Genomic DNA, 25,539 nt, shown 5'->3' on the forward strand with positions numbered 1-25,539 from the left:
TCTCATCGCGCCTTGAAGCGCGCGTGTTCAAACGTTCGTTCATACGGTTGCCTGTGCGATGACCGTCTGCTTGTTCTGCCGCTTTTCTTCGGCCACGGGGCACTCACCCATGATGTGTTTGCCCGTATCGGGGTCGAGCATCTCCACCAGATAATCGACGAACGTGCGTACCGCCGGCACCATGCCCTGACGCGACACGAATACCGCGTAAAGCTGCGGGGTCGGCAGCGTCCAGCCTGGCATCACCGGCGAAAGCTGGCCCGCCCGCAATGCCGCACCGTACATCATCTCGGGCAACGCGGCGATACCTACCCCCGCCAACGCGGCCTCGCGTATCGTCATCAGATCGGCGCTCACGAGGCGCGGCTCGTGTTCCAGCGAGTGACGTGTGCCATCCGGGGCGATCAACTGGAACACGTGACGGCCGTCGCCAGTGGGCGTGTCGAGCGTCTCGAAGCGGCTCAGATCGGCGGGCAGCAACGGTGGCGCGTTTTGCTGCAGCAGGCTCGGTGCGCCCACCAGCATCTGCTGCGTGCGCCACAACGGCCGCACGACGATATTGGCGTTTTCGGGCGGCTCGGAGCGGACCCGCAACGCGACGTCGATCGAATCTTCGAACAGATCCACCACGCGATTGGTCACACGCATCACGACGCGCACTTCGGGGAAGCGATGCATGAATTCAGGCAGGATCTGCGAAAGCAGCGTCTGCGAGATGGTCACCGGCACGCTGACGCGCACCGTGCCACGCGGCGACGAACGCAGTTGCTGCACCACGTTCACGGCTGCCTGCGCTTCCGTAAGCATGGCCTGACAATGCTGATAAAACAGTTGACCGGCTTCGGTCAGCGCCAGCTTGCGCGTCGAACGCTGCAACAGGCGCACGCCGAGCGACGCCTCCAGCTCGGTCAAGCGCCGCGACAGCCGCGACTTCGAGATGCCGAGCACCCGTTCCGCCGCGGAAAACCCGCCATGCTCGACGACCTGCGAGAAATACATCAGGTCGTTCAGATTGTGTGAATCGATCTTCATCTCATCGTTCCATGAATAGAACAATCCATTGCGTGACGGTGGCTGGCACCTCCAAAAACGGTCCCTATAATAGCTCTATGTTTCAAAAATAACGCTATTCCCCATTTTTCAAGGTGACTTTTGATGAGCTCGACACGCACGATCGAACGCACGTTTCCTGCGGTTCGCACGACCGAAGGCGGCGGCTTTATCGTCCACCGTCCGTTTCCCACCCGCATGCTGATGGACTTCGATCCGTTTCTGCTGTTCGACGAAATGGGCCCGATCGACTATGCGCCGGGCGAAGCCAAGGGCGCGCCCGATCATCCACACCGCGGCTTCGAGACCGTCACGTATGCGCTGGAAGGCCAGTTCGGCCACAAGGACTCAGCCGGCCATTCAGGCACGCTGCGAGCCGGCGACGTGCAATGGATGACCGCGGGCGCGGGCGTTGTGCATAGCGAAATGCCCGACCCGGAATTCGTCCGCACGGGCGGGCGCGTGCACGGCTTGCAGGTGTGGGTAAACTTGCCGCGCAGCGACAAGATGATCGCGCCGCGTTATCAGGAGATGCCGTCTGCGCAGATTCCCGTCGCGACTTCCGAAGACGGCAAGGTGCGCGTCAAGGTTATCGCCGGCGAAGCGCTCGGCGTGACGGCGGCCATTGAAACGCGTACGCCGATCCTGTATCAGCATTTCACGTTGCAGCCGGGCGCGAGCATCGTGCACCCGGTGCCGGCGAACTACCGCGTGTTCGCTTACGCGTTGTCGGGCAAGGGTCTGTATGGCGAGGCACGCCGCGAGATCGGCGCGCAGCAGATGGTTGTGTTCAACCACGACGGCGAGACGGTGACGCTCGCCGCCGGCGAGGAAACGCTCGAGGTGCTGTTGCTGGGCGGCGTGCCGCTGAAGGAGCCGGTGGTGCGCTATGGCCCGTTCGTGATGAACACGGAAGATGAAATCCGCCAGGCCGTGCTCGACTATCAGGCGGGTCGCATGGGACAGATCCAGCATTGAGGTGACGCGGATGCGAGCAACGGCTGCATCCGCTGACAGCTTTTCTATCAGGCAAAACCATGCGGCGCGAAGCGGGACGATTTCGTTCACAATAGCGGCTCGTGCTGCGTGCGCCGCAACCCATGCGCTGCACACGGCGAATCCGTCCCTGTTCAGGAGCGCGCATGGCAGAGTCCACCGTCACCGCCCACATCGGCTCGACGAATTTCCAGGTTCTTCTCGACGACGGCAAACACACGTGGCTTGCCGATGAACCGGAATCGAAAGGCGGCGGCGATCGCGGTCCCGACCCGGTCACCCTGTTGATGTCGAGCCTCGGCGCCTGCACGTCGATCACGCTGAAGATGTACGCTCAGCACAAGGGCTGGGCACTCGCCGATGTGCGCGTCGCCATCACCATGGAAAGCGGTGAGCAAGGCGCGACCTTCGACCGCCGTATCGTCCTTGAAGGCGACCTGTCCGATGAGCAGCGGGAACGCCTGTTGCAGATCGCCAATGCGTGCCCCGTCCACAAGATCCTGACCAACACGATCTCGATCCGTACAGGTCTCACGGTGGCATGAATGCGGGCGAGCGTTGCGTGGATGATGTTGCGTTGGCATTTGCTCACGCAGTCGTTCAGCGCACGCGAACACTTCTTTCTTGATAGGAAGCCGTCGTTTTGAATTTCGAACATCTTGTCCAGATCAACGATCCGTTGAATCCCTTTGTCGACAGCATGACCCGCGCGGAGTTGTGGGAAGGGCTCGTGCTGCGCGCCGAACAGCCGCAACTGTTCGTGTTGGGGCTCGACTCGTGCACGATCCTCTCGCGCACCGAGAGCACGCTCGAGCGCGAGCTGCACTACGGCCAGGTCACCGTGCGCGACCGCGTCACGCTGACGCCCGATGAAAGCGTGCGCTACGACATCCTCGCGACGGAAACCTATGTGGGCGGCTCGCTGGTGATGTCGATCGAGCAGCCCGATGAACTGCAACTGTTCCTGCGCTTCGAATACAGCACCACCCTGCCCGTCTCCGACGATCAGGACGCGCGTCAAACGCAGGAGATCGTCAAGTCGGCTTACCGCGAGTCCGATATCGACACCGTGCGCCTGATTCGACAGTTCGTTCAGGGGCGCAAGGAGCCGGGCGCGTTGCACTGAGTTTCACTGCGTTTCTGCGCACACAGTCCGGGCGGCGTTCTGGCAGATTGATGTCAGGATGACGCCCGAGCCAGATTCCTCCCGTCTCGCCCTCCGTCTCGTTTCCACCCAACCCTACAAACAGCTATCGAAAACCGATTTCGATGAATTTTTAAGCTTGTAAATGGGAACGATTATCATTTAGAATCACTCCATCGAATCGAACAAGACGATGGCACGAATGACCGACCTCACGCGCTCTTCTACGCTTAGCCTGCGCCGCCCCGCTGCCGCGCTAACCAGCCGTCCGAAAGCCAGCACGACGACTACGGCGGTACGGCCAGCAGCAGAACGCAGCCGCAGCGCGGAAACCGGCTCGGCGCCAACCGTGCTCAGCGACACCTTGTTGCAAGGTCGCAGCCACGTGAGCATCGTGCACAACGGCGAGACCTACCAGTTGCGCGCCACGCGGCTGGGCAAACTGATTCTGACGAAGTAACGACAGACGTACCGGGTATTGTGGGGACCACCTCCTCGAGAGGTGTTGGGCATTAGCCAGCCAAGACGGCTTGCACGCGAGATCTAGACCCCTTCGTGCAGACACCAAGCCAGCCGTCGCAGCAAGCCAAGCCGTTTTTTTGGTTCTCACCCAATGCGGACACGCTCCAGGTGGACGTGTCGCAAGCAATGAATGGATGTGTAATAGACGAAGCCGTGCGGATGGCCACATCCCACGGCTTTGTTGCCTGTGGGCTCTTCGAAGCCTTCCTGCAGACCGCGCCTCAGGCGATGCCCAGCGCGGCAATGCCGGCGCGTGCCACCGCTGCATCCTGCTCCGACTTCACGCCGGACACACCAATCGAGCCGATCACTTCACCCTCGTAGACGATCGGCACGCCGCCCTCCACCATCGCGACCAGCGGCGCACTCAGGAAAGCGGTGCGGCCATTCTTGACGATGTCTTCGTAGACCTTGGTTTCGCGCCGCCCCAGCACGGCCGTGCGGCCCTTGCCCATCGCCATTTCGACGGTGCTCGGCGCCGTGCCGTCCATACGGTGCAGATGCAGCAGATGACCGCCATCGTCGAAGATCGCGACCGTCACGTTCCAGTGATTGGCGGCCGCGTGCGCTTCGGCAGCAGCGGCCATCTTCTTGACGTCGTCGTCGGTCAATGCAGGTTTGTTTCTCACGGGCAGCCTCGTCTCGTCGTTTGCTGAACTTGGTACGCCGTTAGCGCGTCCAGCCCCAGAACATGAGCCACCAGGCACTATCGACGACCGCAAGCGCGGTGATGAACCATACCATTGCAAGGGCGCGCGGGAAAAGCCGCGCGCTGTAACGTCGCGCGACGAGCCACGCGAGCCAGGCACTCCACGCGTTGGCGATCACGAGGATCGCAATGCGCAGATCCGACGCCCACCACAACGGCACATGCTCGGCGCGCAATAGCGAGAGCGTAGTGGCCGACAGCCCCAGGAATACCCCCGCGCCAGCAATCGGAATCAGGCCTTGCGCGAGATGATGCAGGCGCACCGCGCTGAAGCGGCCTAGCATGCGCGTTGCGCCCATCAGCAGCACGAGCAACGTGGTGCCATAGGCGAGCCCGGTGGCGAGAATGTAGCCGATCACCATGCTGCCATCGAGCCAGGAAAAGACGTCGTTCTGTTCAGGGTAATGCGTGAACACGAACCAGGGCGCGTTGGTGGCGAGCGGCCATGTGATGTCGTGATCGACCAGCCATGTCGCGAGCGCCATCTTCAACTGGATGAACCACGGCGAACCGGTCCAATGAAATGCGCCAATTGCGATGCCAAGCAGACCGTAGAGAATCAGCGCGGTGTCCCATGCGCTGGCCTGCTTGTCGCCGAGTTCTACCACTTCCGAGGATGGCGCACGCCACGTCAACGCAATCGCATCGCGATGCCCGGCGCAGCGGCCGCACATGTGGCAGGCCGCGGCGCCCTTCATGTTGCGCAACGGCAGCAGCGGCGCACAGTTGATGGGGATCACGCGATGACCGTGCTCGCCCTCTTTGTATGAGCGGCGCCACGCGTCTTCATCAACCTTGTAGTGAAACGGCGCGAGCCGCGCCAGCAGCGAAAACACCCCGTTCACGGGGCACAGATATTTGCACCAGACGCGCTTTTCCCGGCCATATAGCAAGCCAATGATCATGGCCGCAAAGGTCGAACCGCCCAGCACCAGCAACACTGCCTTCGGGTATTGGTAGACGCTCACCATCTGACCGTAGATGGTGGTGAGGCCGAACGCGACGAAGGGCCAGCCGCCCCAGCGCATCCAGCGCGGGATCGCCCAGCCGCGGCCGTATTTGCTGGCGAATTCAGACAGCGCGCCTTCCGGGCACAGCACACCACACCAGACGCGCCCCAGCATCACCATCGACAGCAGCACGAACGGCCACCAGATGCCCCAGAACACGAATTGCGCGGCGAGCGTCAGATTGCTCCACAGGTGCGCCGTGTCGTCGGGCAAGGGCGTGAAGGCGGGCACCAGAATCAGGAACGCGTACACCGCGACCACGACCCACTGGATACCGCGTAATGCCGCCCCGTGGCGCTGCATCCACTGCCCCGCCGCCGCAAGCCGGCGCGCAGCGGCCGAGCGGTTCACGGCCTGATTCATGCCGCGCGCCCCGCGGTTTGTTGCGTCGGCTTGCGGTTAGCGCGACGCACCAGCAGATAGACGACGAGCCAGTACGCCGCGTATGCGAGCAGATTCATCAGCGCCGGATGAGCGCGATAACCGGTCAGCGTGGCGACCAGTGAGCCAAAGGTGCTCGAATCGTCGAGTAGCGCCGAGGTGTTCCATAGTTGATCGACTAACGTAGGCAGGATTTCCTTGTCGATCAGTTTGTCGACGCCCGTCTGAAACAGCCCCGCGCCGAGGAACAGCAGCATGATTTCGGTGACGCGGAAAAAGAGCCGCCACGAAAAGAATTTGCCGCCGAGTTGCAGCACGTAAAACGTCAGGAATGCGAGACCCAGGCCAAGCAGGACCGCGACCATCTGACCAGCATCGACGTGGCCCGACTGGCCGAAACCGAGACCGTACAGGAAGATCACCGTCTCGCTGCCTTCGCGGGCAATGGCCAACGCGACCAGCAACGCAATGCCCCACCAGTTCGAATCGCGCGTGCTCTTTTGCAGCGACTGTTCCATGTCGCGCTTGAGCGTGCGGCCATGCTGCTTCATCCACAGCACCATCTGCACGATCAGCACGCACGCGACCAGCACCATCGCGGTCTGGAAGTAGTCCTGTGCATCGCCGGACAATACTTCGGTAAATCCGACCAGCGCGGCACCCAGCCCGATGGCCGCCAGAATGCCTAACGCCACGCCGGCCCACAGATAGGGCAAACCGCGGCGCGCGTCCTCGTCGCCATTCTTCAGCCACGCATACAGGATGCCGACGACCAGCAGCGCCTCGACGCTTTCCCGCCATACGATGAACAACACCTGACCCATCGAACTTCTCCTACAGCCTTGAGAGGACCGCATGCCCGAAGCATTGCTTGATGCCGCAACGCATTCGTCCACGCCGTCCTGCTCCATTCCACTTTGCCGACCTGATTCGACGACCGCTTCGACTCTCGCGCTGCTACACGTCGCGACTACTTGGCGACGATCACGCCCTGCGCCTGCTGATGGAAGTCGTCGAAAAACTTGTATTCGCCCGGCGACAGCGGCGCGATGACGACGAACGAATCCGCGCCCGGCGCCAGCACTTTTTCCTTACGCAACTGGACGCTCTCGAACTCAGCCGCGCCCTTACCCGTATTGCGCACCTCGATCTTGATACGTTGCCCGGCCGGCACCTCGATGCGCGCCGGATTGAGCTTGCCGTCCGTCATTTCGAGCTTGAAGGTCGGCAAGTCGGCGGCGTGCGCGGCGCCGACGAGCGACGTCGTCATGGCCACGATTGCGATCTTTCGGTTGATTCTCATTGGTCCTTCCAGAAAACACGGCGTGTTGTCACAGGCCATTGGCGCGCCGGATACGTCGCAGGAGCTTCACGCCTCGTCATGTCCGTGCGGATGTGTCGTTTGAGACGCACACGTTGCTTGCAAAGCGTGTGACGTGCGTGAAGCGTGAACTGCATGCCGCGATGCTGCGCGCGGCTGCGCTTCGGCAGTCTGCTCCGCGGCGACGCTGGCCGCGCCAATCAGTACACTCAATACCCGCCTTTCTTGCCGATGCCGGCGTACGTAAAGTCGTATTCGAGCGTGAACGGCTTGAACCAGGGACCGACGCCGGTCTCCTTGTCGACGTGACGGCCAAACGCCATGTGGCCCATTTGCATGGGCGGTGCGATGAAGAGCTTGAGGTGATATTTGCCCGGACCTTGCAGCTTGACGTTGTCACCGTAGTGCGGGCCGTCGTCGGCGACCATCGCCATCATGTCGCCCTTCTGCGTCTGCGAAGAACCAGCCTTCGTCAGCTCGTAGCTCACCTGCAGGTACGGCATCCAGTCGCCTTCGGCAAAACCCGTGGGGTTTTGCTTGACGGCGTGAATGTCGGCTTCCAGATGGACGTCCGAATCCGATGCCTTACGCATCATCCCTTCCGGTTCCATCGTGATCGGCTGCAGGTAGACCGCGCCGATTTCCATGCCGCCCTGGATCTGCTGCTTGCCGATGGGATATTCGGCGGCCGTAGCCGAGACCGTCGCGAGCGCGGCGAGGGTCACGATGCCACTGCCGAGGAATGAAGAGACGCGCATTGAAACTCCTTGTTTTTCGAAGACCTGATAACGGATCGGGCTGAAAACGGGGCAATTCGTTCCATGCAAATTGATTGCATTCAATTACCAACGATAATGCGAACCATTCTCAATATTGCTCGAAGTTTAGCATTCTTTGGCATCAAGGACAAACTGGGCAGGGATGGAAGCCTTGTGGGGTATGGGGTTTTGTGTGCCGAGGTGGTGTAAGGCGCATCAGCACGCGGCATCAGAAATAGATTACAGAAAGCCGTGTTTGGGGGACTGAGTGAAAGGTAGAGCTTGGGCGGGTGGGGTTTGAGCGAGGCGTAGGGATGGAGGGACTGGCTTGTGATGCTAGGGCGTGGCTTGGGCTTGGGCCGCGGCTGCGGCAAAGACTTCAGGCCGAAGCGGGCTCAACCACCCCGCTCCGCCCCCGCCCCAATCTGCGTCAGTTCGTCCCAGTCAAATGATCGCCGACATTCGCCCCAAACACGCGCTCGCGCAGCAGCGCCAACTGGTCACGCGTCTGAGCCGCCTTTTCGAATTCCAGATTCTTGGCGTGCTCCATCATCTGTTTCTCGAGGCGCTTGAGTTCCTTGGCCAACTGCTTCTCGGACATGTCCTCGAACTTGGCGCGCTGTTGCTGCTCCTTGAGTTCGGCACGTGCCTCGTCGACGTTGTACACCCCGTCGATGATGTCCTTGATGCGCTTGACCACCCCACGCGGCGTGATGCCCATCTTCTCGTTGAAAGCGATCTGCTTCGTGCGACGGCGCTCGGTCTCATCAATTGCGCGACGCATCGAATCCGTAATGCGGTCCGCATACAGAATGGCGCGGCCGTTCACATTGCGCGCCGCCCGGCCGATAGTCTGGATCAGCGAACGCTCGGCGCGCAGGAAACCCTCCTTGTCCGCGTCCAGAATCGCCACCAGCGAGACCTCGGGAATGTCGAGCCCTTCGCGCAGCAGGTTGATCCCGACCAGCACGTCGAAGGTGCCAAGCCGCAGATCGCGGATGATTTCAACCCGCTCGACCGTGTCGATGTCGCTGTGCAGATAACGCACCTTGACGCCGTGGTCCGCGAGAAACTCGGTCAACTGTTCGGCCATGCGCTTGGTTAGCACCGTAACCAGCACGCGGTCGCCCGCCTTCACGCGTTCGTTGATCTCGGACAACACGTCATCAACCTGGGTACGCGCCGGACGCACCTCGATCTCAGGATCCACGAGGCCGGTAGGACGCACCAGTTGCTCGGCCACCTGCCCGGCCGTCTTCTGCTCGTAGTCCGCAGGCGTGGCCGAGACGAACACCACCTGGCGCATCTTGCGCTCGAATTCGTTGAACTTGAGCGGCCGGTTGTCCAGCGCGGACGGTAGGCGGAAACCGTAGTCGACCAGATTTTCCTTACGCGCGCGGTCGCCGTTGTACATGCCGTTCAACTGGCCAATCAGCACGTGCGATTCATCCAGCAGCATCAGCGCGTCAGTGGGCAGATAGTCGACGAGCGTCGGCGGCGGCTCGCCGGGCGCAGCGCCCGAAAAGTGCCGCGAGTAGTTCTCAATGCCCTTGCAGAAGCCCAGTTCCTGGAGCATTTCCAGATCGAAGCGGGTGCGTTGCTCGAGGCGCTGCGCCTCCACCAGCTTGCCGCCCTGATAGAAAAACTCGAGCCGCTCGCGCAGTTCCGCCTTGATGGTTTCGACGGCGCGCATCACGGTCTCGCGCGGCGTCACATAGTGCGACGACGGATACACGGTGAAGCGCGGAATCTTCTGACGCACGCGTCCGGTAAGTGGATCGAACAGTTGCAGCGTTTCCACTTCGTCGTCGAACAATTCAACGCGCACGGCCATTTCCGCATGCTCGGCCGGGAAGATGTCGATCGTGTCACCACGTACGCGAAACGCGCCGCGTTGGAACTCGGTTTCGTTGCGGCTGTACTGCATCGCAATCAGACGCGCGATGATGTCGCGCTGGCCGAGTTTGTCGCCGGTGCGCAGCGTCAGAATCATCTGATGATATTCGGACGGATTACCGATACCGTAAATCGCGGACACCGTTGCCACAATCACCACGTCGCGACGCTCCATTAGACTCTTGGTGGCCGACAGCCGCATCTGCTCGATGTGCTCGTTGATCGAAGAATCCTTCTCGATAAACAGATCGCGCTGCGGGACGTAGGCTTCCGGCTGATAGTAGTCGTAGTACGAGACGAAGTACTCGACGGCATTGCGCGGAAAGAACTCGCGGAACTCCGAGTAGAGCTGCGCCGCGAGCGTCTTGTTCGGCGCGAACACAATGGCCGGCCGGCCAAGCCGCGCGATGGTGTTGGCCATCGTGAAGGTCTTGCCGGAGCCGGTCACGCCGAGCAAGGTCTGAAACGACAGACCGTCTTCGACGCCTTCGCAGAGCGTGTCGATGGCGGTGGGCTGGTCGCCGGCGGGCGGGTACGGCTGGTAAAGCTGAAACGGCGAGCCTTCGAACGTCACGAATTTCGACTCGTCGAGGGCGTCGTTGACTTCAGTCAGATGATGTTCGGACATGGGAGCGGCACCGGGCCTGGGCAAAGGATCATTCTAGCGGTTTGCGGGATCGCGGGCGGCGGCGGGGCACGCGCACGACACTGCTGTCGAGGCCGGACGATCGGGAAACCGGCGGGCTGCGAAAGCCCTTGCCGGTGTGCCCTGCCGCCCTGCTGCGCGGGGATGGCGAGATTCCGCCTGCGCATCGGAAGTGGAGCCAAAGCGCTGTTTTTCAAGCAAATAATCCCCATCGGAGCGCGCGGGATCCCGAAAAACGTGCCGGGATTCGCTACAATGGCAAGCTGTGCTCGCCGCTGCCCTCCGCGATCCGGTCCACACGTCCCGCACATCGCGCCGGCTAGCCGCCGGGCCGCAGCCCTGCCTGAGCCGTCCCTCTTTTCACTACTGCCGAACCATCATGTCTCTGTTCTCCGCCGTCGAACTTGCTCCCCGCGACCCGATCCTGGGCCTGAACGAAGCTTTCAATGCAGATGCACGTACCACCAAGGTCAATCTTGGCGTGGGCGTCTACTTCAACGAAGAAGGCAAGATTCCGCTGCTGCGCGCCGTGCGCGACGCGGAGAAGGCACGCGTCGAAGCGGCGCTGCCGCGCGGCTATTTGCCCATTGAAGGCATTGCCGCCTACGATGCGGCCGTGCAGAAACTGCTGCTCGGCAACGACTCGCCGCTGATCGCCGCGGGTCGCGTGGTGACCGCGCAGGCGCTGGGCGGCACGGGCGCGCTGAAGATCGGCGCGGACTTCCTGAAGCGTGTCAATCCGGCTGCGAAGGTCGCCATCAGCGACCCGAGCTGGGAAAACCACCGCGCGTTGTTCGAAAGCGCGGGCTTCGAAGTGGTGTCGTATCCCTACTACGACGCGGCAACCCACGGCGTGAACTTCGAAGGCATGTTGGCGGCGCTCAATGGCTACGCGGCTGGCACGGTCGTGGTGCTGCACGCCTGCTGCCACAACCCGACCGGCGTCGACCTGACGGCTGCCCAGTGGCAACAGATCGTCGAAGTCGTGAAGGCGCGCCAACTGGTGCCGTTCCTCGACATCGCCTATCAGGGCTTTGGCGACAACATCGAAGCGGATGCCGCAGCAGTACGTCTGTTTGCACAGGCTGAACTGAACGTGTTCGTGTCGTCGTCGTTCTCGAAGTCGTTCTCGCTATACGGCGAGCGCATTGGTGCACTGTCCATCATCACCGGCAGCAAGGAAGAAGCTGCGCGCGTGCTGTCGCAACTCAAGCGCGTCATCCGCACGAACTATTCGAACCCGCCCACGCACGGCGGCTCGGTGGTCGCGGCAGTGCTCGGTTCGCTTGAACTGCGCGCTACGTGGGAATCGGAACTCGGCGAAATGCGCGATCGTATCCGCGCCATGCGCAATGGTCTGGTGGAACGTCTGAAGGCAAGCGGCGTGGACCGCGACTTCAGCTTCGTGAACGCACAGCGTGGCATGTTTTCGTACTCGGGTCTGACTTCTCCGCAAGTGGATCGCCTGCGTGAAGAATTCGGTATTTATGCGGTGAGCACGGGTCGCATCTGCGTGGCCGCGCTGAACACCCGCAACCTCGATGTCGTGGCTAACGCGATTGCTCACGTTTTGAAGTAAGACTGCACGCATGGCGGCGCGGATTCGCGCTGCCACTTTCAGCGTTTGCGCTTGAGCCGCTGATTGAAAAAAACGGCGCCCTTCGTTTGAAGGGCGCCGTTTTTGTTTGGCTTTGCGTTTGCCACGTTTACGTTAGATCAAAAGACCCACATCGACGCCTGCTAATCAACGCATCACTTCAACGCATGTCGCGGTGGATGTCGTGTGTCACGAACCCTGAATCGTTTTGCGGCATTGCCAGCCAGTCGGGTTGAGCGAGTGATGCGCGAATATCCTCCAAGCCGCTTTCCCAATGTTCGCGCATGGTGGACAGGCCAAACTGAAAGTCCTTGAAATGCCCTTCGTACTCCTTCTGCCGGTAGATCAGATGGATGACGTTGTAGCGTTTCGAACACGACAGTTCATCGGCCAGCTTGCACCAGGGATCGTCACGATGCTCCGGCGCCACGCGGTCGAGCACTTCCCGCAACACATGCCTGAAACGCTGCGAACGCTGCAGCATGTCAGTCACGAGACGCGTGCGGCTCGAATACTGAATGTCCTTCATGCGGCCCTGCACGTCGGTGATATTGTCCGGCACCGGCCCGATCGCACTCCACAGGTCCACCTGGAAGGCGAGCGTGTCACGACGCGGCGTGGTTTGTATCACCTCGTAGAGCGGCGTGTTCGACATCAAGCCGCCGTCCCAGTAGTACTGCCCGTCGATTTCCATTGCGCCAAAGCCGGGCGGCAACGAGCCCGACGCCATGAAATGCTCCGGCCGCAGTTTCATGTGGGTATTGTCGAAGTAGGCGAAGTTGCCCGATCCGACGTTCACCGCGCCAATCGACACGCGCGTTTCGCCCGAATTGATGCGGTCGAAATCGCAGAGCTTTTCGAGCGTCGCCTTCATTGGCGACGTGTCGTAGTAACTGGCGTTCTGCGGTGGCCCTGAAACCGTGGGCAACGGCGGCGGAAAGCGCGGCACAAAGAACCCTTTCTGCCCCTGGACGATTGCACCTGCGGCCTGCATGGCGGTGAATGCCTTGCGCACCGTGTCCGAAGAATCGAACAGCGTGTGTTCGAGAAACGGCGGCAAAGGCGGCGCAAAAGCCGGTTGACAAATGGTCTCCCAGAATTCGAGCAGCCGCCCCACGCGATGCTCCGGCGCATTGCCGGCAATGATCGCCGTATTCAGGGCTCCGATTGAAATGCCTGCGATCCAGTTTGGCTGGATGCCACGCTCGGAAAGCCCCTGAAACACACCCGCCTGATAGGCGCCGAGCGCGCCGCCACCTTGCAGCATCAGTGCAATGGTTTCGTACTGCGGCAAGTGAATGGGATGGCTGGCGCGAACGCCCGCCGCTGCGCCGGCCTGCTCGCCATCCCCGAGATCGGGGGTGCCGGCACGCGCCTGCTTGACATGGGGTTGCGCCATGACCGCCTCCTTATTGCATGAACCAGCCGTGGCTCACAATGAAGGATTGGCCGGTCAATGCCGCGCTCGGGAAGGTGGACAGGAACAGCACGGTTTGAGCGACGTCTTCGACGGTGGTGAAGATGCCGTCCACGGTGCCGCCCAGCATGACGTTGCGAATCACCTCTTCCTCGCTGATGCCGAGTTCCTTGGCCTGCTCGGGAATCTGCTTGTCGACGAGCGGTGTGCGCACGAAACCGGGGCAAACCACGTGCGAACGGACGTTGTGTTTTGCGCCCTCTTTCGCCAGCACGCGCGCGAGGCCCAGCAACGCATGCTTGGCCGCGACGTAAGCCGACTTGAGCGGCGACGCTTCGTGCGAGTGCACGGAACCCATGTAGATGACGATGCCGCCGCGGTCGTCCTTGTACATGTGCTTCAAGGCTGCCTTGGTGGTGAGGAACGCGCCGTCCACGTGGATGGCCTGCATCTTCTTCCAGTCGGAAAACGAATAGTTTTCGATGGGATTGACGATCTGGATACCGGCATTTGAAATCAGAATGTCAACTGAGCCGAGTTCCGCGGCCACCTTGTCGATACCCTGATTGACGGCCTCTTCGTTGGTGACGTCCATCGCCACGCCGATCGCCTTGCCGCCGGCCTGCTTGATTTCCTGCGCAACCGCGTTAGCACCGTCCTGGTTCAGGTCGGCGATGGCAACCGCCGCGCCGGCTGCGGACAAGGTCAGCGCGATCTCCTTGCCGATCCCGCTCGCAGCGCCCGTAACCACTGCAACCTTGCCATTCAGATTCGTGTTTTGTGACGACATTCAGAGCCTCCATACGGTTGATGAGCAATGAGACCACGACGCGCATGCGGCGTGAAGCTGACCAGACGGCATAGGCCATTCGGCCGAATGCTGCACTGCGGCCAACTTTGCTATTGTGCATGAAGCCCGTGACACGTAGCGGTAAACCGCGCATCCCCTCTTATCTCTTAAACTGTCAGTTTCCACGGCCTGATCTTGCCGACAGGCGCGGATGCCTACCGATCACCTTGCAAGGAGAAATGCATGAATTATCGTCGTCTCGGCCGCTCAGGCCTGCAGGTCAGTGAACTATCCATCGGGTCGTGGGTAACGTACGGCAACCAGGTCGATCGGCGCGCCGCGCGCGAGTCACTGGCGGCGGCCCGCGACGCTGGGGTCAATTTCTTCGACAATGCCGAGGTCTACGCTGGCGGCCAGTCTGAAGAGATCATGGGTCAGGCGCTGAAGGAACTGGACTGGCCGCGCATCAGCTACGTGGTGTCGACCAAATTCTTCTGGGGTCTGCAGGAAGCGCCTAACCAGTACCACACGCTGAACCGCAAGTATTTGCTGAATGCCATCGACGCCTCGCTGCAGCGTCTGCAGCTGGACTATGTGGATCTGGTGTTCTGCCATCGCCCGGACCCGAACACGCCGGTCGAGGAGACCGTCTGGGCGATGAGCGACATGATCACGCGCGGCAAGGCGCTGTACTGGGGCACCTCCGAATGGAGCGCCGACGAGATCCGCGCCGCTTACGACATCGCGGAGCGGCATCACCTGCATAAGCCGGTCATGGAGCAGCCGCAGTACAACCTGTTCCATCGCAAGCGCGTCGAAGAGGAATACAAGCGGCTGTACGAGGACATCGGGCTCGGCCTGACCACGTGGAGCCCGCTGGCGTCGGGCCTGCTGACCGGCAAGTATCGCGACGGCGTGCCGGCGGACAGCCGCGCGCAACTGCAAGGCTACGACTGGCTGCGCAAGCAGGTCACGGATGCGGGCAAGAACGGCGTGGTCGGCAAGCTCGGCAACGTCGCCGACGAACTGGGTTGCACGGTCGGCCAACTGGCCATTGCATGGATCCTGAAGAATCCGCATGTCAGCACCGTCATCACCGGCGCGTCGCGCGTCGAGCAGATTGCAGAAAACATGAAGTCGCAAGAGGTGGCCGAGAAGATCACGCCGGAGATCAAACTGAAGATCGAAGAGATCGTCGGCGACGCGTATCAGTGATTGGCGTCGCCGCGCATCTTGCGCGGCGCGTCACGTACGGAATGCGGCCGGCGTGATCAGTGTGGATCGGGCACCGGGCTGGCGCGGGTCGGCCCGGTCCTGCCGCGCAGGCTCGCGTACAATACGCGACCACCTTGCATCTGCACACCGGTCGCGCCGTGCCGCACTTCTGCACGGGCGGTCCCATCTTCGGGGTCGCACTGACCGGCACGCCCTCTTTCGAGTCTCACCTGATCATGCTCAGTTACCGTCACGCCTTTCATGCAGGCAATCACGCCGACGTTTTGAAGCACGCCGTCGTCGTGCAGTTGTTGCGCTATCTCGCCCAGAAAGACAAGGCGTACTGGTATATCGACACGCACGCGGGCGCCGGCGTGTATTCGCTGACGGATGGCTATGCCACGAAAACCGGCGAGTTCGAGACCGGCATCGGCAAGCTGTGGGGACGTAACGACCTGCCGCCGATGCTGGCCGATTACGTCGACGAAGTGGCCGCGCTCAACGCGGACGGCAATCTCAGGTTCTATCCCGGCTCGCCTTATCTCGCCTGGCGCCTGATGCGCGAGCAGGACCGCATGCGGCTGTTCGAATTGCACAGCACGGAGATCGACGTGTTGCAGCACAATTTCCGCGATGCGGGCCGGCGCGCCATGCTCTATGCAGGTGACGGCTTCGATGGCGTGAAAGCATTGTTGCCCCCGCCGCCACGGCGCGCGCTGATGCTGGTCGATCCGTCGTTCGAAGACAAGCGTGACTACTCACGCACGCTGAATTGTGTCGAGGAAAGCCTGAAGCGTTTCGCGACCGGCACCTACGCGGTCTGGTATCCGCAGGTGACTCGCCTCGAATCGCAACGCTTTCCGGATCAGTTGAAGAAGTTGCAGGAGCGCAACTGGTTGCATGTCTCGCTGACAGTAAGCAACCCGCCCACGGATGGCTTCGGGCTCTTCGGTAGCGGCATGTTCATTCTCAACCCGCCCTACACGCTGGCCAAAACGTTGAAGGAAACCATGCCCTGGCTGGTTCAGGCGCTCGGCCAGGACAAGGCAGCGCAGTTCAAGCTCGAACATCGAGGCGATTGAACGGCTGAAATCGGCGGTCGAGATTCAGGTCGCGTGCGCATTCAGGTGTTCATACGCACTGGCACGCACTGGCACGCTCTGACAGGCACTAACGCGCGCTCATGCTGCGATATCGCCCGTCTGGCTGATTGCTCGTCCGCCGGGGTGCACCCGTTCTCAGCCAGGCGTTACTGTGATGGTGATACCGAACGCGGTTGCGGCCTGGGATTTGGTGCCGACGTTCCCCCGCCGTTCCCGCCGGGCAACTGGATATAAGGCGCGACGATGATCGGCGTCGACGAATTCGGCGTCAGTTCGGTAGGGCTGGCAATCGGCTGCGCCTCTACGATGCGTTGATGCGAAAGCGGCGCAGTCTGCAACACGGTGCCTTTGTGGCCGTCGCTAATGCCGTGCTGCGTGTCGAGGATCTCGGGTTGCCCGGCGCTTGCAGATGCCGCAAACGCAGCGGACGCCAACGTCAGCATCGAGAGGACGGCGAACAGCCCAGGCGCGAACGCGCCCTTCTTTGAGCGAATCAGACGGACTGGAAGCATGAGCGGTGGACCGGGTTAGTTGTGAGAATGCCGGGTTACGCAAAAAACGCTTTACCTTACCGCGGTGGCAAGGTTCAAGCTAGTCCACATTGACCGGTTCGCAACAGCCAATGGCCGCTTCATACGTGGAAGGTTGCTGGAACGTAGGGCGGTGGCGCGCAAACTGAAGGCGCCAGATGTGACAAAGCCCCGTCGATACGGGGCTTGACGCTTTATTACTGCAACCGCGGCAACCGCGCGCTCCGGAAACGGATCTTGTGGGAGCAAGCTGCGTTATTGCTGAACTGACGTACGACGACCGCTTACTTCCGGTTTTTACAGCGTGTAGCCGTTCGTTTCGAGCGAGCGGATACGTTGTTCGAGTTGGACGATGTCCGACGAAGACGCGAGGTAGGCTTCACGACGGCTACGTTCGGCGGTTTCAAACCAGGTGCTTAGCTTTTCGACGAGATATGCAAACATGATGTTCTCCAAGGATCAAAAAATTGAATCCCCGGTGGATTCGACATCAGGGATTACCCTTAAAAAGGGTTAACCCGCATTATAGGCTTATGGTGCAACCTTGCTAGTGAAATGCCCGAATACCGTGCATTCCGTTTTGGAATGGTGCATTCACAGAGCGCGAATAAGCCGTTGATTTTTCGCGCAATTAGCAGAGAAATGCCCTACAGCCATCGCCTCCAATGAGTTTTTAGCACCATATAGGTGCATTTTGAATGCTTGGCCGGCGCGCTATTCCGGTTGCACCTCTGGCTTCAGTGCGCATGGCAAGCTTGAGCATCCGAAGCGTCAGGGTCGGCAAGACCTTCGATGATTGGGCAATCCGGCCGTGCATCCCCGTGACAGTGATCAGCGAGATGAGACAACGTATCCCGCATTTCCGTGAGTTCTGCGATCCGGCGGTCGAGATCCGCAACATGCTCGAGCGCGATGGCTTTCACTTCGGCGCTGGCACGCGAGCGGTCCTGCCACAGAGCCAGCAGACGACGAATGTCCTCGACCAGAAATCCGAGGCGCCGCGCCTGACGGATAAAGCGCAACGAATGCACTTCCTGCGCTCCGTAGACGCGATACCCGGCCGTCGTGCGAGCTTTCGCCGACAGCAAGCCCACACTTTCGTAGTAGCGAATCATCTTCGCCGTGACGCCCGATGCGCGGGCCGCTTCACCAATGTTCATGGCTGCTTTCCTTGATTCTTCAGTCTGTCGGTCGATGCTACACCTTCCCACGATGGGAAGCTCAGCACTCAGGTGCGTGCCGGCGGGCATAATTCAACCCACGTAATCAGCACGTTTTCTCAAAGGTACATTCAGATGACGATCGAATTTCAGGTAGAAGGCATGAGTTGCCAGCATTGCGTCGCGGCAGTTACCAATGCCATTCGCGAACACGACGCGTCGGCGCAGGTCAGCGTCGATCTCGCCACGGGCCGCGTCGCGGTCGATTCGACGCAATCGACCGAAGCGTTGAAGGCCGCCATCGACGAGGCCGGTTATACCGTCACGGCCGGTGGCTGAGCGAGGAGAGCGCATGTTCAAGGTTGCCGTGCTCGGTGCGTCCGGCTTGCTGGGACGTGCGCTGGCTGACGAACTGGCGCTGCAACCGGACTGGCAGGTGGTCTCGACCGCGTTCCGGCGCGCGGGGTCGCAGCTGATAGCGCTGGACATCCGCGATGCTCAGGCGGTTGCGCAGTTTATCGAGCGCGAGGCGCCCGACGCCGTGGTCGTCGCGGCGGCCGAACGGCGTCCGGATGTCTGCGAGCATGATCCGGCGCTCGCCCGTGCGTTGAATGTGGATGCCGTGCGTTATGTGGCCCAGGCGGCGGCACGACGCGGCGCGTGGGTGCTGTCCATCTCCACGGACTACGTGTTCGACGGTTCGCAGCCGCCCTATCGCTACGATGCCCGGCCCTCGCCGCTCAATGCGTACGGCCGCAGCAAGCTGGACGGCGAACGCGCGCTCGCCGAGACGACCGCGTTCGGTTGCGTGCTGCGTTTGCCGCTGCTGTACGGCCCGATCGTGGACTGGACTGAATCCGCGGTGACCAGCCTCGTGCCGGCCATCGCCGCGTCGGCGCACGGCACGGCTGATACGAAGCCCGCTGTCATGGACGCATGGGCGATTCGCTATCCGACGTTCACACCCGATGTGGCGTTCGTGATTCGTCAGATGCTCGAACATCATGCGCGCGGTGAAGCGATCAACGGCATCGCGCAGTGGTCGGGCGAGGAGCCGATGACGAAGTATGAGATTGCATTACGGCTTGCCGAGGCGCTGCAACTCGGCGAGGCGAGACTCACACCGCAATACACGCCGACGGATGCGACGCCACGTCCGCACAACTGTCATCTGGATTCGAGCCGTCTAGAAGCGCTCGGCATCGGACGCCGTACGCGTTTCGACACGGCCATTCGCGAGGTGCTGGTGAAGTTTCCGTGGCCCGGTGACGCTGCCGGGTCGTCGTGAGTTCTGACGCGCCCGTTGTGGCATCTGGCTGAACATCGCGGCCCCGGCAAACCATGCCGGGCCGCGAAGCGAAAACCACGCAACCTCAGCAAAAATCCCTGCTTTGCGACTGCAATCCACCCAGCAGATGCGACATATCAACCAGCCGCTGCGCAACGAGGTGCCGCACTTCCCCTTCACACTGCCAGACGCCATACACCGCGAGCAGCGACGCCCCCAACACTTCCTTACGCTGCCGCTCGAGCAAACTCGGCCATACGATCACATTGACGTTGCCGGTTTCATCTTCAATCGTCACGAAGATCACTCCTTTGGCTGTGCCCGGCCGCTGCCGCACCGTGACGATTCCGCAAGCGCGCGCCAGACGTCCATCAGGATAGCTGCGCAGCGTCGCGGCCGGCATCAGCCGGTTGGCCAGTAGTTGCGGGCGCAACAATTCAAGCGGATGACGCCCTAGCGTAAGTCCCACCGAGCGATAATCCGCGACGATATCGTTCGCTTCGGACGGCGCGCCCAGTTCCGGTGTCTCATCCTGCACGGCAGCAATGGCCAGCATGTCCTTGTCGGGCACCGCGGCGACCGAATGCCACAATGCTTCGCGGCGATTGCCTGCAAGCGATGCCAGCGCATTCGCGTCGGCCAGCACGTGCAGATCGTGGCGGTTGAGTTGCGCGCGGCGCGCCAGGTCCTGCACGTTTTTGAACGGCCGCACCGCACGCGAAATCTCGATGCGCTCTGCAGCACCATCTTTCATGCCGCGCAGCAAAGATAGTCCGAGTCGAACCGCCGGCCGCGCAACGCCTTCGACCGGTTCGAGCGTCGAATCCCAGCCACTGATCGCCACATCCACCGGCAACACCCTGACGTCATGCCGCTGCGCGTCCTGCACGAGTTGCGACGGCGAATAAAACCCCATAGGCTGGCTGTTGAGCATGGCCGTGAGAAACGCCTCGGGCTCGTGGCACTTCAGCCAACTGCTCGCATAGACGAGCAACGCGAAACTCGCCGCGTGGCTCTCCGGAAAACCATACTCACCGAAACCTTTGATCTGCTCGAAGATCGCTTCGGCGAAGCTGCGCTCGTAATTACGCTCCTCCATCCCTTTGATAATGCGGTCGTAGTATTTCTCCAGCCCACCCTTGCGCTTCCATGCGGCCATCGAGCGGCGCAGTTCATCGGCTTCGCCTGGCGTGAAGCCGGCGGCGAGAATCGCCACCTGCATTACCTGCTCCTGAAAGATCGGCACGCCCATCGTGCGTCCCAACGCTTCTCTCAGCGCTTCGCTCGGATAGGTTTCCGGTTCCAGCTTCTGACGCCTCCGCAAATAGGGGTGTACGGCACCGCCCTGAATCGGACCTGGACGTACGATCGCCACTTCGATGACGAGATCGTAGAACGCACGCGGGCGCAAACGCGGCAGCATGCTCATCTGCGCACGCGATTCGATCTGGAACACGCCCACGGTATCGGCGCGGCAAATCATGTCGTAGGTAGCTTCGTCTTCCGGCGGGATGTCCTGCATGTCGAAGCGCTCACCGCGCCGATCGGAGACGAGATCGAGCGCGCGCCGGATCGCCGACAGCATGCCGAGCGCGAGCACATCAATTTTTAGTAGTCCAAGTGATTCGAGATCATCCTTGTCCCACTGGATCACCGAGCGATCAGCCATCGCCGCATTCTCGACCGGCACGAGACGCGTGAGCTTGCCGCGGCTGATCACGAAGCCGCCAGAATGCTGCGACAGATGCCGCGGGAAGTTGAGCAACTGCGACGCCAGTTTCGCCCACGCCTGGATCAGCGGCTTTTCCGGATCGAGGCCTGACTCTTCGAAACGTTTCAGCAGATCATGGCTGTTGTCGAACCAGTGATGCGACTTGGCGACGGCATCGACGATCTGCGGATCGATCCCCAGCGCCTTGCCGGTCTCACGCAGCGCACCGCGCGGCCGGTAGGTGGACACGGCTGCCGCAATCGCCGCGCGTTCACGGCCATACTTGCGATAGATGTACTGGATCACTTCCTCGCGCCGCTGATGCTCGAAGTCGACGTCGATGTCCGGTGGCTCACCACGCTCCTTGGAAATAAAACGCTCGAACAGCATGTTGCCGCGTGCGGGATCGACTTCCGTGACGCCGAGGCAATAGCACACGGCGGAATTGGCCGCCGAGCCGCGCCCCTGACACAAAATGTGCTGACTACGCGCGTAGCTGACGATGTCGTAGACCGTCAGAAAGTACGGTTCGTATCCCAGTTCCGCAATCAGCGCGAGTTCATGTTCGATCTGTTGCTGGACGTTGTAGGGGATCCCTGAAGAGAACCGCCGGTGCGCCCCGATATACGTTTCCTGACGAAGATAGGACGCGGCCGTTAACCCTTCGGGCACGAGTTCATCAGGGTATTCGTACTTGAGTTCATCGAGCGAGAACGTGCAACGGCTAAGCACACTGATCGTCTCCTGCACAGTTGGCTCGGGGTAAAGATTGGCGATTCGCAGCCGCGAACGCAGATGCTGCTCGGCATTCGGCGCGAGTTCGTAGCCGCATTCATGCACCGGCCTGCCGACGCGGATCGCCGTCATCGTGTCCTGCAACGGCTTGCGCGAACGCACGTGCATCACGACGTTGCCGAGTGCGACCACCGGCACATTTTGGCGATTCGCACCGTATTCGAGCGCGCCGCGATGGATATCGTCCATAGCGCGCTGATGAAGCACGAGCCCGACCCACGCACGGCCCGGAAAGGTTTCATCGAGCCATTCGATCTGCGCCTCCAGCGCCTCCTCCCTGGCGGGAAAGCTCGGCACAAGGATCGCGAGGCAATCAGGCATGCCGCGCAGATGCGCATTGTCACGCTCGGGGCGCGACAGGTCGTACGGCGTCAAACGATATTCGCCCTTCGGTGCGCGCGTTCGCGCAAGCGTAATCAACTCCGACAGATTGCCGTAGCCCTCGCGGTTCTGCGCAAGCAGAATCAGTCCGAATGCGGGCGAACCATCGGCGTTGCGCAACTGGAAATACGAGCCAATGACGAGCGGCAAATCCACTTTTTTCGCCGCGACGTGCGCGCGTACCACGCCCGCGAGCGAGCATTCATCCGTGACGGCCAGCCCCGCATAACCCAGTTGCGCGGCGCGCTCAGCAAGCTCCTCGGCATGCGACGCGCCATGCAGGAACGTGAAGTTGGAAAAGCAGAACAGCTCGGCATACGCCGGTAGCGCGGTGAAAGTCGAGTCCATGACGCGTCATCCGAACAGGCCGTGAAGAAACCAGCGCGGCGCTTCTTCGGCGTCGCGGCTACTGATGCGCTCGAGATAGACCCAATAGCAACTGTGATCGTCCGCCTGCATGACAAAGTAATCGCGCGTGACGAGCGCGCCGTCGAACCAGCCCGCTTCAATACGCTCGCCTGGCGACATCATGCGCAGCGGCGAACCGTAGAACGGCCGATGCTGACGCATGATCAGACGCACGGGCGTGGCCAGCATCCACGTAGGGCGCGGCAGGCTGTCGGGCAAGCTGACGCGGCGCGTTACCTCGTTGACCGGCACCCAGCGGTTCGCGACCTCCGGCCGGTAGTCCGCTGTTGGCGCGGGACGCAGTACGTTTTTGTCGCCGAGGCGCGCGATCAGTAACTCGATCAGACGCGCGTGGTCTTCGGGCGAACCACCGGGCTCGGGAAACAGATCGGTCGTATCAGGTGCGGCCGCTTCGACCTTCGATGCATCGAGCCGTAACGCAATGGCCGGCGCCGCGAGTTCCACGCGATGCAGCCGCTCCTTCACGAGCCGCAGCAGATGGTCCTCACGCCATGTTGGCTCAGCGAGTGCAATGTCGATCAACGTGGGGGCGAGTGCCTGTCTGCCGCGCTCGTGTTCGATCGAGAGGGTAATTGCCGTGACCGCCAGTTGCTTCGCGCACAGCCAGCCGCACAGTTGCACGATCAGACGATGCGCGGCAAACACCGCGCCGTCTGCGTGCTCCAGACGATCGGGCAATTCGATGCGCGCGCCAAAGGTGGGCGGCAACTCGAGCCAGTCGAACAGTTCCGGTGCCGTGCCGAAGGCACGATCCAGCGAGTCCAGCAGATGCTCGCCACAGCGGCGCTGCAAACCCGCGCGCGGCAGGCGGCGAACATCGGCGATCGTTTCGCAGCCGAGGCCCGTGAACCAGTCGATGAACGGGTGAATCTCGGGGACGGCGAACATCGGCAACGGCAGCAGCGCGCGTTCAAGCGACGCGAGCTGCAATACGCGCCGCGCACCGCCACGACCGCCGCGACCCCGACCATACTTTGCCAACAGCCACGCGCCCTGCCCGGTTGGCGCAGCACTGATGCGGGCAGTCAGGCCGAACGTATCGAGCAGGGTTCTGGCCTGCCGGCATAGCGACAACAGACCGCCAAAAAGCCGCAGGCTCGCGCCCACTTCGACGATCACCGTCGCCTCGTCGAGCAGCGCTACATCCGGCGAAAACTTCATCAGTGCCATACTGACTTCCCGTTGCACGGCGACTTCACGTGCGATGTCACGTTCGTACATGGCCGTTTCCGGCGCTAGCGTCATGACGCCACCACGCTTCATGCCGAGTGCCACGCCAGCTTCGCGCGCCGCGCTGTCCGCGATCACCACCTTGTCTTTCTCCAGCACGGCACTGCCGTGTGCCGGCTCAGGCAACCACCTCGGCCGGAAGACTTCGAGGGATAACTTCGGTAAATGGACGGCGAGAAAGACGCGCATGACGGGAAAACAGAACGGGAGTGGGTTGAAGAGAAATCGACAGAGGCTCTGCGCGTGTTGGACCTCGTCGTTTCACGATGTCGACCATCAGCCCTTCGGCGGAGGGTCGTAATGCCAGCCTGAGTAACGCCGGCGATGAATCCTGCGCCGCGGTGAGCGGACGGACCATGATGAACAGTGTTTCGGATGATTGCGCGGCCAGATGCAGACGCCGCAGCGATGACGACTGCGTGTGTTGCGCCCATAGAAGCAGCGCGCTGCAACTGCCGGCGCGCAGGATCTGCTCGGCGGACCAGAGCGCATCGGAGCTGTTGGGCGTGTTGATTTGCAGCAGACGATCGGGCGACAGACCGATGTAGCCCAATCCCAGGCTATCTGGAATGTGAGGCGGCTGAACCAGGGCGATGGGCCCGTTGGCCAGGAGGCCAAGTGCGGGCTGCAGGAGACGCATTTCCCCGACGCCTGGTTGCTGAACGAGCAGATCAATCAATACCCCGACTGGCCAGCCACCGCCCGGCAGTTCCACCGATAGCGCGGGATAGCCGGTGTCAACCGTACGCCCACGCCCACGCGCGAGCTGCGAGGCTCGCCAGAGCGACGGGTGAATCTCTTCAGCAGGGATAGCGGTGGCTGACATTTAGCGTGCGAAAAACCTGTATATTTATACAGTATCCTACACGCAAATCAGAATCGTGAACTGGCACTTTTTAGAGCCACGGGGATGGTTGGGGGTGAATTTTGGTGGGAATTGTCGGTGTAGACGGGGCTCGCTGCTGGTTTGTTGGGGGCTTACGGGAAAGTGCGCGGGATGATGAGGTGCGACGCTTGCAGCTTGGTGGAGCGCGGTGCGGCCGATGTGCCGGCGCGTGAAGTATTGGAGGTGTTGCGGGGGCTGGGCAGTCGCGAACTTTGGTACGCGTGGCTGCTCATGTTGGGGATGGCTGGCGGCCAGCGGATCTGAAAGTATCTAGAAGCGCAGACACCTTCGGCTAATGACAAAGCTCTTAAATGGTGCTGTACAACTCGTGAATCGACCAATCGTGGTGGATGGGTTGACAGGAGATTGGCGAGTGCGGCGTGTACGAAGGTTGTGCGCAACTGGTATCTGCAACCGGATGCCCGGATGCATTGCGCGGCGATATTTTTCTGAGGCCGTAAACGCAGAAACCCCACCGTGTTGGGGTGGGGTTTCTGTTTGCTGCTGGGGAGCCTGACGATTACCTACTTTCACACGGGTAATCCGCACTATCATCGGCGTGAAGTCGTTTCAC

Annotated in this window: 24 protein-coding genes; 9 read left to right on the top strand and 15 right to left on the bottom strand. The window is 61.4% G+C overall.

Annotation, left to right across the window (positions count from 1 at the left end; translation table 11 throughout):
- Positions 1 to 39: 39 nt before the first annotated feature.
- The gene (locus D0B32_RS11820; protein WP_117334102.1) at positions 40 to 1,032 is read right to left on the bottom strand and encodes a LysR family transcriptional regulator; all 993 of its coding nucleotides are present in this window, start codon (positions 1,030 to 1,032) and stop codon (positions 40 to 42) included.
- Between the two features lie 123 nt (positions 1,033 to 1,155).
- Between D0B32_RS11820 and D0B32_RS11825 the strand changes: the two genes are divergently transcribed.
- From D0B32_RS11825 to hemP, 4 genes are all read left to right on the top strand, one after another.
- The gene (locus D0B32_RS11825; protein WP_117334103.1) at positions 1,156 to 2,028 is read left to right on the top strand and encodes a pirin family protein; all 873 of its coding nucleotides are present in this window, start codon (positions 1,156 to 1,158) and stop codon (positions 2,026 to 2,028) included.
- A gap of 164 nt (positions 2,029 to 2,192) precedes the next feature.
- Entirely contained in the window at positions 2,193 to 2,591 is a 399-nt protein-coding gene (locus tag D0B32_RS11830) for an OsmC family protein (RefSeq protein WP_117334104.1), read from the top strand.
- A 98-nt stretch (positions 2,592 to 2,689) separates the two neighbouring features.
- On the top strand, positions 2,690 to 3,172 hold the full coding sequence (locus tag D0B32_RS11835; protein WP_117334105.1) for an SRPBCC family protein: 483 nt from the start codon (positions 2,690 to 2,692) through the stop codon (positions 3,170 to 3,172).
- Between the two features lie 220 nt (positions 3,173 to 3,392).
- Positions 3,393 to 3,650, top strand: a complete 258-nt coding sequence (hemP, locus tag D0B32_RS11840) for a hemin uptake protein HemP (RefSeq protein ID WP_117334106.1) — start codon at positions 3,393 to 3,395, stop codon at positions 3,648 to 3,650.
- Positions 3,651 to 3,933: 283 nt separating this feature from the next.
- Here the strand turns inward: hemP and D0B32_RS11845 are convergent, their stop codons facing one another.
- The 6 genes from D0B32_RS11845 to uvrB form a co-directional block, all read right to left on the bottom strand.
- Entirely contained in the window at positions 3,934 to 4,341 is a 408-nt protein-coding gene (locus tag D0B32_RS11845; RefSeq protein ID WP_117334107.1) for a heme-binding protein, read from the bottom strand.
- A gap of 40 nt (positions 4,342 to 4,381) precedes the next feature.
- Positions 4,382 to 5,794: a 4Fe-4S binding protein gene (locus D0B32_RS11850; RefSeq protein WP_117334108.1), complete on the bottom strand. Its 1,413-nt coding sequence runs from the start codon at positions 5,792 to 5,794 to the stop codon at positions 4,382 to 4,384.
- Positions 5,791 to 6,636, bottom strand: coding sequence for an FTR1 family protein (locus tag D0B32_RS11855; RefSeq protein ID WP_117334109.1), 846 nt, complete (start codon positions 6,634 to 6,636; stop codon positions 5,791 to 5,793). Before D0B32_RS11855 ends, D0B32_RS11850 begins: the two co-directional genes overlap by 4 nt.
- Before the next feature lie 146 nt (positions 6,637 to 6,782).
- Entirely contained in the window at positions 6,783 to 7,115 is a 333-nt protein-coding gene (locus tag D0B32_RS11860; protein WP_117334110.1) for a cupredoxin domain-containing protein, read from the bottom strand.
- Positions 7,116 to 7,342: 227 nt separating this feature from the next.
- Positions 7,343 to 7,891 carry an iron transporter gene (locus tag D0B32_RS11865; RefSeq protein ID WP_117334111.1) on the bottom strand — a complete coding sequence of 183 codons (549 nt, stop codon included), beginning with the start codon at positions 7,889 to 7,891 and terminating at the stop codon, positions 7,343 to 7,345.
- Between the two features lie 430 nt (positions 7,892 to 8,321).
- Entirely contained in the window at positions 8,322 to 10,415 is a 2,094-nt protein-coding gene (uvrB, locus tag D0B32_RS11870) for an excinuclease ABC subunit UvrB (RefSeq protein WP_117334112.1), read from the bottom strand.
- A gap of 397 nt (positions 10,416 to 10,812) precedes the next feature.
- On the opposite strand from uvrB, the gene D0B32_RS11875 reads away from it, so the two are divergent.
- Positions 10,813 to 12,012: an amino acid aminotransferase gene (locus D0B32_RS11875; protein WP_117334113.1), complete on the top strand. Its 1,200-nt coding sequence runs from the start codon at positions 10,813 to 10,815 to the stop codon at positions 12,010 to 12,012.
- Positions 12,013 to 12,190: 178 nt separating this feature from the next.
- Here the strand turns inward: D0B32_RS11875 and D0B32_RS11880 are convergent, their stop codons facing one another.
- Together D0B32_RS11880 and D0B32_RS11885 are read right to left on the bottom strand one after the other, a co-directional pair.
- Entirely contained in the window at positions 12,191 to 13,429 is a 1,239-nt protein-coding gene (locus D0B32_RS11880) for a patatin-like phospholipase family protein (RefSeq protein WP_117334114.1), read from the bottom strand.
- 10 nt (positions 13,430 to 13,439) lie between these two features.
- Positions 13,440 to 14,237, bottom strand: a complete 798-nt coding sequence (locus D0B32_RS11885; protein ID WP_117334115.1) for a 3-hydroxybutyrate dehydrogenase — start codon at positions 14,235 to 14,237, stop codon at positions 13,440 to 13,442.
- 243 nt (positions 14,238 to 14,480) lie between these two features.
- On the opposite strand from D0B32_RS11885, the gene D0B32_RS11890 reads away from it, so the two are divergent.
- Positions 14,481 to 15,452 (top strand): aldo/keto reductase, encoded by a 972-nt coding sequence (locus tag D0B32_RS11890; protein ID WP_117334116.1) that lies wholly within the window; start codon positions 14,481 to 14,483, stop codon positions 15,450 to 15,452.
- A 236-nt stretch (positions 15,453 to 15,688) separates the two neighbouring features.
- Positions 15,689 to 16,534, top strand: coding sequence for a 23S rRNA (adenine(2030)-N(6))-methyltransferase RlmJ (locus tag D0B32_RS11895; RefSeq protein ID WP_117334202.1), 846 nt, complete (start codon positions 15,689 to 15,691; stop codon positions 16,532 to 16,534).
- 167 nt (positions 16,535 to 16,701) lie between these two features.
- Here D0B32_RS11895 and D0B32_RS11900 read toward each other — a convergent pair whose 3' ends face one another.
- The 3 genes from D0B32_RS11900 to cueR form a co-directional block, all read right to left on the bottom strand.
- Positions 16,702 to 17,067: a hypothetical protein gene (locus tag D0B32_RS11900; RefSeq protein ID WP_117334117.1), complete on the bottom strand. Its 366-nt coding sequence runs from the start codon at positions 17,065 to 17,067 to the stop codon at positions 16,702 to 16,704.
- 315 nt (positions 17,068 to 17,382) lie between these two features.
- Positions 17,383 to 17,529 (bottom strand): DUF3563 family protein, encoded by a 147-nt coding sequence (locus D0B32_RS11905; protein ID WP_117334118.1) that lies wholly within the window; start codon positions 17,527 to 17,529, stop codon positions 17,383 to 17,385.
- Between the two features lie 293 nt (positions 17,530 to 17,822).
- Positions 17,823 to 18,245: a Cu(I)-responsive transcriptional regulator gene (gene cueR, locus D0B32_RS11910; protein WP_117334119.1), complete on the bottom strand. Its 423-nt coding sequence runs from the start codon at positions 18,243 to 18,245 to the stop codon at positions 17,823 to 17,825.
- 135 nt (positions 18,246 to 18,380) lie between these two features.
- Here cueR and D0B32_RS11920 point away from each other — a divergent pair, with 135 nt between their 5' ends.
- The gene (locus D0B32_RS11920) at positions 18,381 to 18,584 is read left to right on the top strand and encodes a heavy-metal-associated domain-containing protein (protein WP_117334120.1); all 204 of its coding nucleotides are present in this window, start codon (positions 18,381 to 18,383) and stop codon (positions 18,582 to 18,584) included.
- A gap of 13 nt (positions 18,585 to 18,597) precedes the next feature.
- A complete protein-coding gene (locus D0B32_RS11925; RefSeq protein WP_117334121.1) occupies positions 18,598 to 19,533 on the top strand; it encodes an SDR family oxidoreductase in 936 nt (311 codons plus the stop codon).
- An 85-nt stretch (positions 19,534 to 19,618) separates the two neighbouring features.
- On the opposite strand, the gene D0B32_RS11930 is transcribed toward D0B32_RS11925, so the two are convergent.
- From D0B32_RS11930 to imuA, 3 genes are read right to left on the bottom strand one after another with little or no spacing between them, the layout of a single operon-like run.
- The gene (locus tag D0B32_RS11930) at positions 19,619 to 22,768 is read right to left on the bottom strand and encodes an error-prone DNA polymerase (protein WP_117334122.1); all 3,150 of its coding nucleotides are present in this window, start codon (positions 22,766 to 22,768) and stop codon (positions 19,619 to 19,621) included.
- Between the two features lie 6 nt (positions 22,769 to 22,774).
- Positions 22,775 to 24,268 (bottom strand): DNA polymerase Y family protein, encoded by a 1,494-nt coding sequence (locus D0B32_RS11935; protein ID WP_117334123.1) that lies wholly within the window; start codon positions 24,266 to 24,268, stop codon positions 22,775 to 22,777.
- A complete protein-coding gene (gene imuA, locus D0B32_RS11940) occupies positions 24,198 to 24,905 on the bottom strand; it encodes a translesion DNA synthesis-associated protein ImuA (protein WP_117334124.1) in 708 nt (235 codons plus the stop codon). Before imuA ends, D0B32_RS11935 begins: the two co-directional genes overlap by 71 nt.
- Positions 24,906 to 25,539: the final 634 nt, after the last annotated feature.

This window comes from Paraburkholderia sp. DHOC27 (genome assembly GCF_003429005.1).
GTDB lineage: Bacteria > Pseudomonadota > Gammaproteobacteria > Burkholderiales > Burkholderiaceae > Paraburkholderia.

Coding starts and splice junctions, on each gene's coding strand:
- D0B32_RS11905 (WP_117334118.1), bottom strand. CDS start 17,529: ATGTTTGCATATCTCGTCGAAAAGCTAAGCACCTGGTTTGAAACCGCC.
- D0B32_RS11890 (WP_117334116.1), top strand. CDS start 14,481: ATGAATTATCGTCGTCTCGGCCGCTCAGGCCTGCAGGTCAGTGAACTA.
- D0B32_RS11900 (WP_117334117.1), bottom strand. CDS start 17,067: ATGCTTCCAGTCCGTCTGATTCGCTCAAAGAAGGGCGCGTTCGCGCCT.
- D0B32_RS11820 (WP_117334102.1), bottom strand. CDS start 1,032: ATGAAGATCGATTCACACAATCTGAACGACCTGATGTATTTCTCGCAG.
- cueR (WP_117334119.1), bottom strand. CDS start 18,245: ATGAACATTGGTGAAGCGGCCCGCGCATCGGGCGTCACGGCGAAGATG.
- D0B32_RS11895 (WP_117334202.1), top strand. CDS start 15,689: ATGCTCAGTTACCGTCACGCCTTTCATGCAGGCAATCACGCCGACGTT.
- D0B32_RS11850 (WP_117334108.1), bottom strand. CDS start 5,794: ATGAATCAGGCCGTGAACCGCTCGGCCGCTGCGCGCCGGCTTGCGGCG.
- D0B32_RS11935 (WP_117334123.1), bottom strand. CDS start 24,268: ATGCGCGTCTTTCTCGCCGTCCATTTACCGAAGTTATCCCTCGAAGTC.
- D0B32_RS11860 (WP_117334110.1), bottom strand. CDS start 7,115: ATGAGAATCAACCGAAAGATCGCAATCGTGGCCATGACGACGTCGCTC.
- D0B32_RS11885 (WP_117334115.1), bottom strand. CDS start 14,237: ATGTCGTCACAAAACACGAATCTGAATGGCAAGGTTGCAGTGGTTACG.
- D0B32_RS11880 (WP_117334114.1), bottom strand. CDS start 13,429: ATGGCGCAACCCCATGTCAAGCAGGCGCGTGCCGGCACCCCCGATCTC.
- D0B32_RS11830 (WP_117334104.1), top strand. CDS start 2,193: ATGGCAGAGTCCACCGTCACCGCCCACATCGGCTCGACGAATTTCCAG.
- D0B32_RS11930 (WP_117334122.1), bottom strand. CDS start 22,768: ATGGACTCGACTTTCACCGCGCTACCGGCGTATGCCGAGCTGTTCTGC.
- D0B32_RS11875 (WP_117334113.1), top strand. CDS start 10,813: ATGTCTCTGTTCTCCGCCGTCGAACTTGCTCCCCGCGACCCGATCCTG.
- D0B32_RS11925 (WP_117334121.1), top strand. CDS start 18,598: ATGTTCAAGGTTGCCGTGCTCGGTGCGTCCGGCTTGCTGGGACGTGCG.
- D0B32_RS11920 (WP_117334120.1), top strand. CDS start 18,381: ATGACGATCGAATTTCAGGTAGAAGGCATGAGTTGCCAGCATTGCGTC.
- D0B32_RS11865 (WP_117334111.1), bottom strand. CDS start 7,891: ATGCGCGTCTCTTCATTCCTCGGCAGTGGCATCGTGACCCTCGCCGCG.
- uvrB (WP_117334112.1), bottom strand. CDS start 10,415: ATGTCCGAACATCATCTGACTGAAGTCAACGACGCCCTCGACGAGTCG.
- hemP (WP_117334106.1), top strand. CDS start 3,393: ATGACCGACCTCACGCGCTCTTCTACGCTTAGCCTGCGCCGCCCCGCT.
- imuA (WP_117334124.1), bottom strand. CDS start 24,905: ATGTCAGCCACCGCTATCCCTGCTGAAGAGATTCACCCGTCGCTCTGG.
- D0B32_RS11825 (WP_117334103.1), top strand. CDS start 1,156: ATGAGCTCGACACGCACGATCGAACGCACGTTTCCTGCGGTTCGCACG.
- D0B32_RS11855 (WP_117334109.1), bottom strand. CDS start 6,636: ATGGGTCAGGTGTTGTTCATCGTATGGCGGGAAAGCGTCGAGGCGCTG.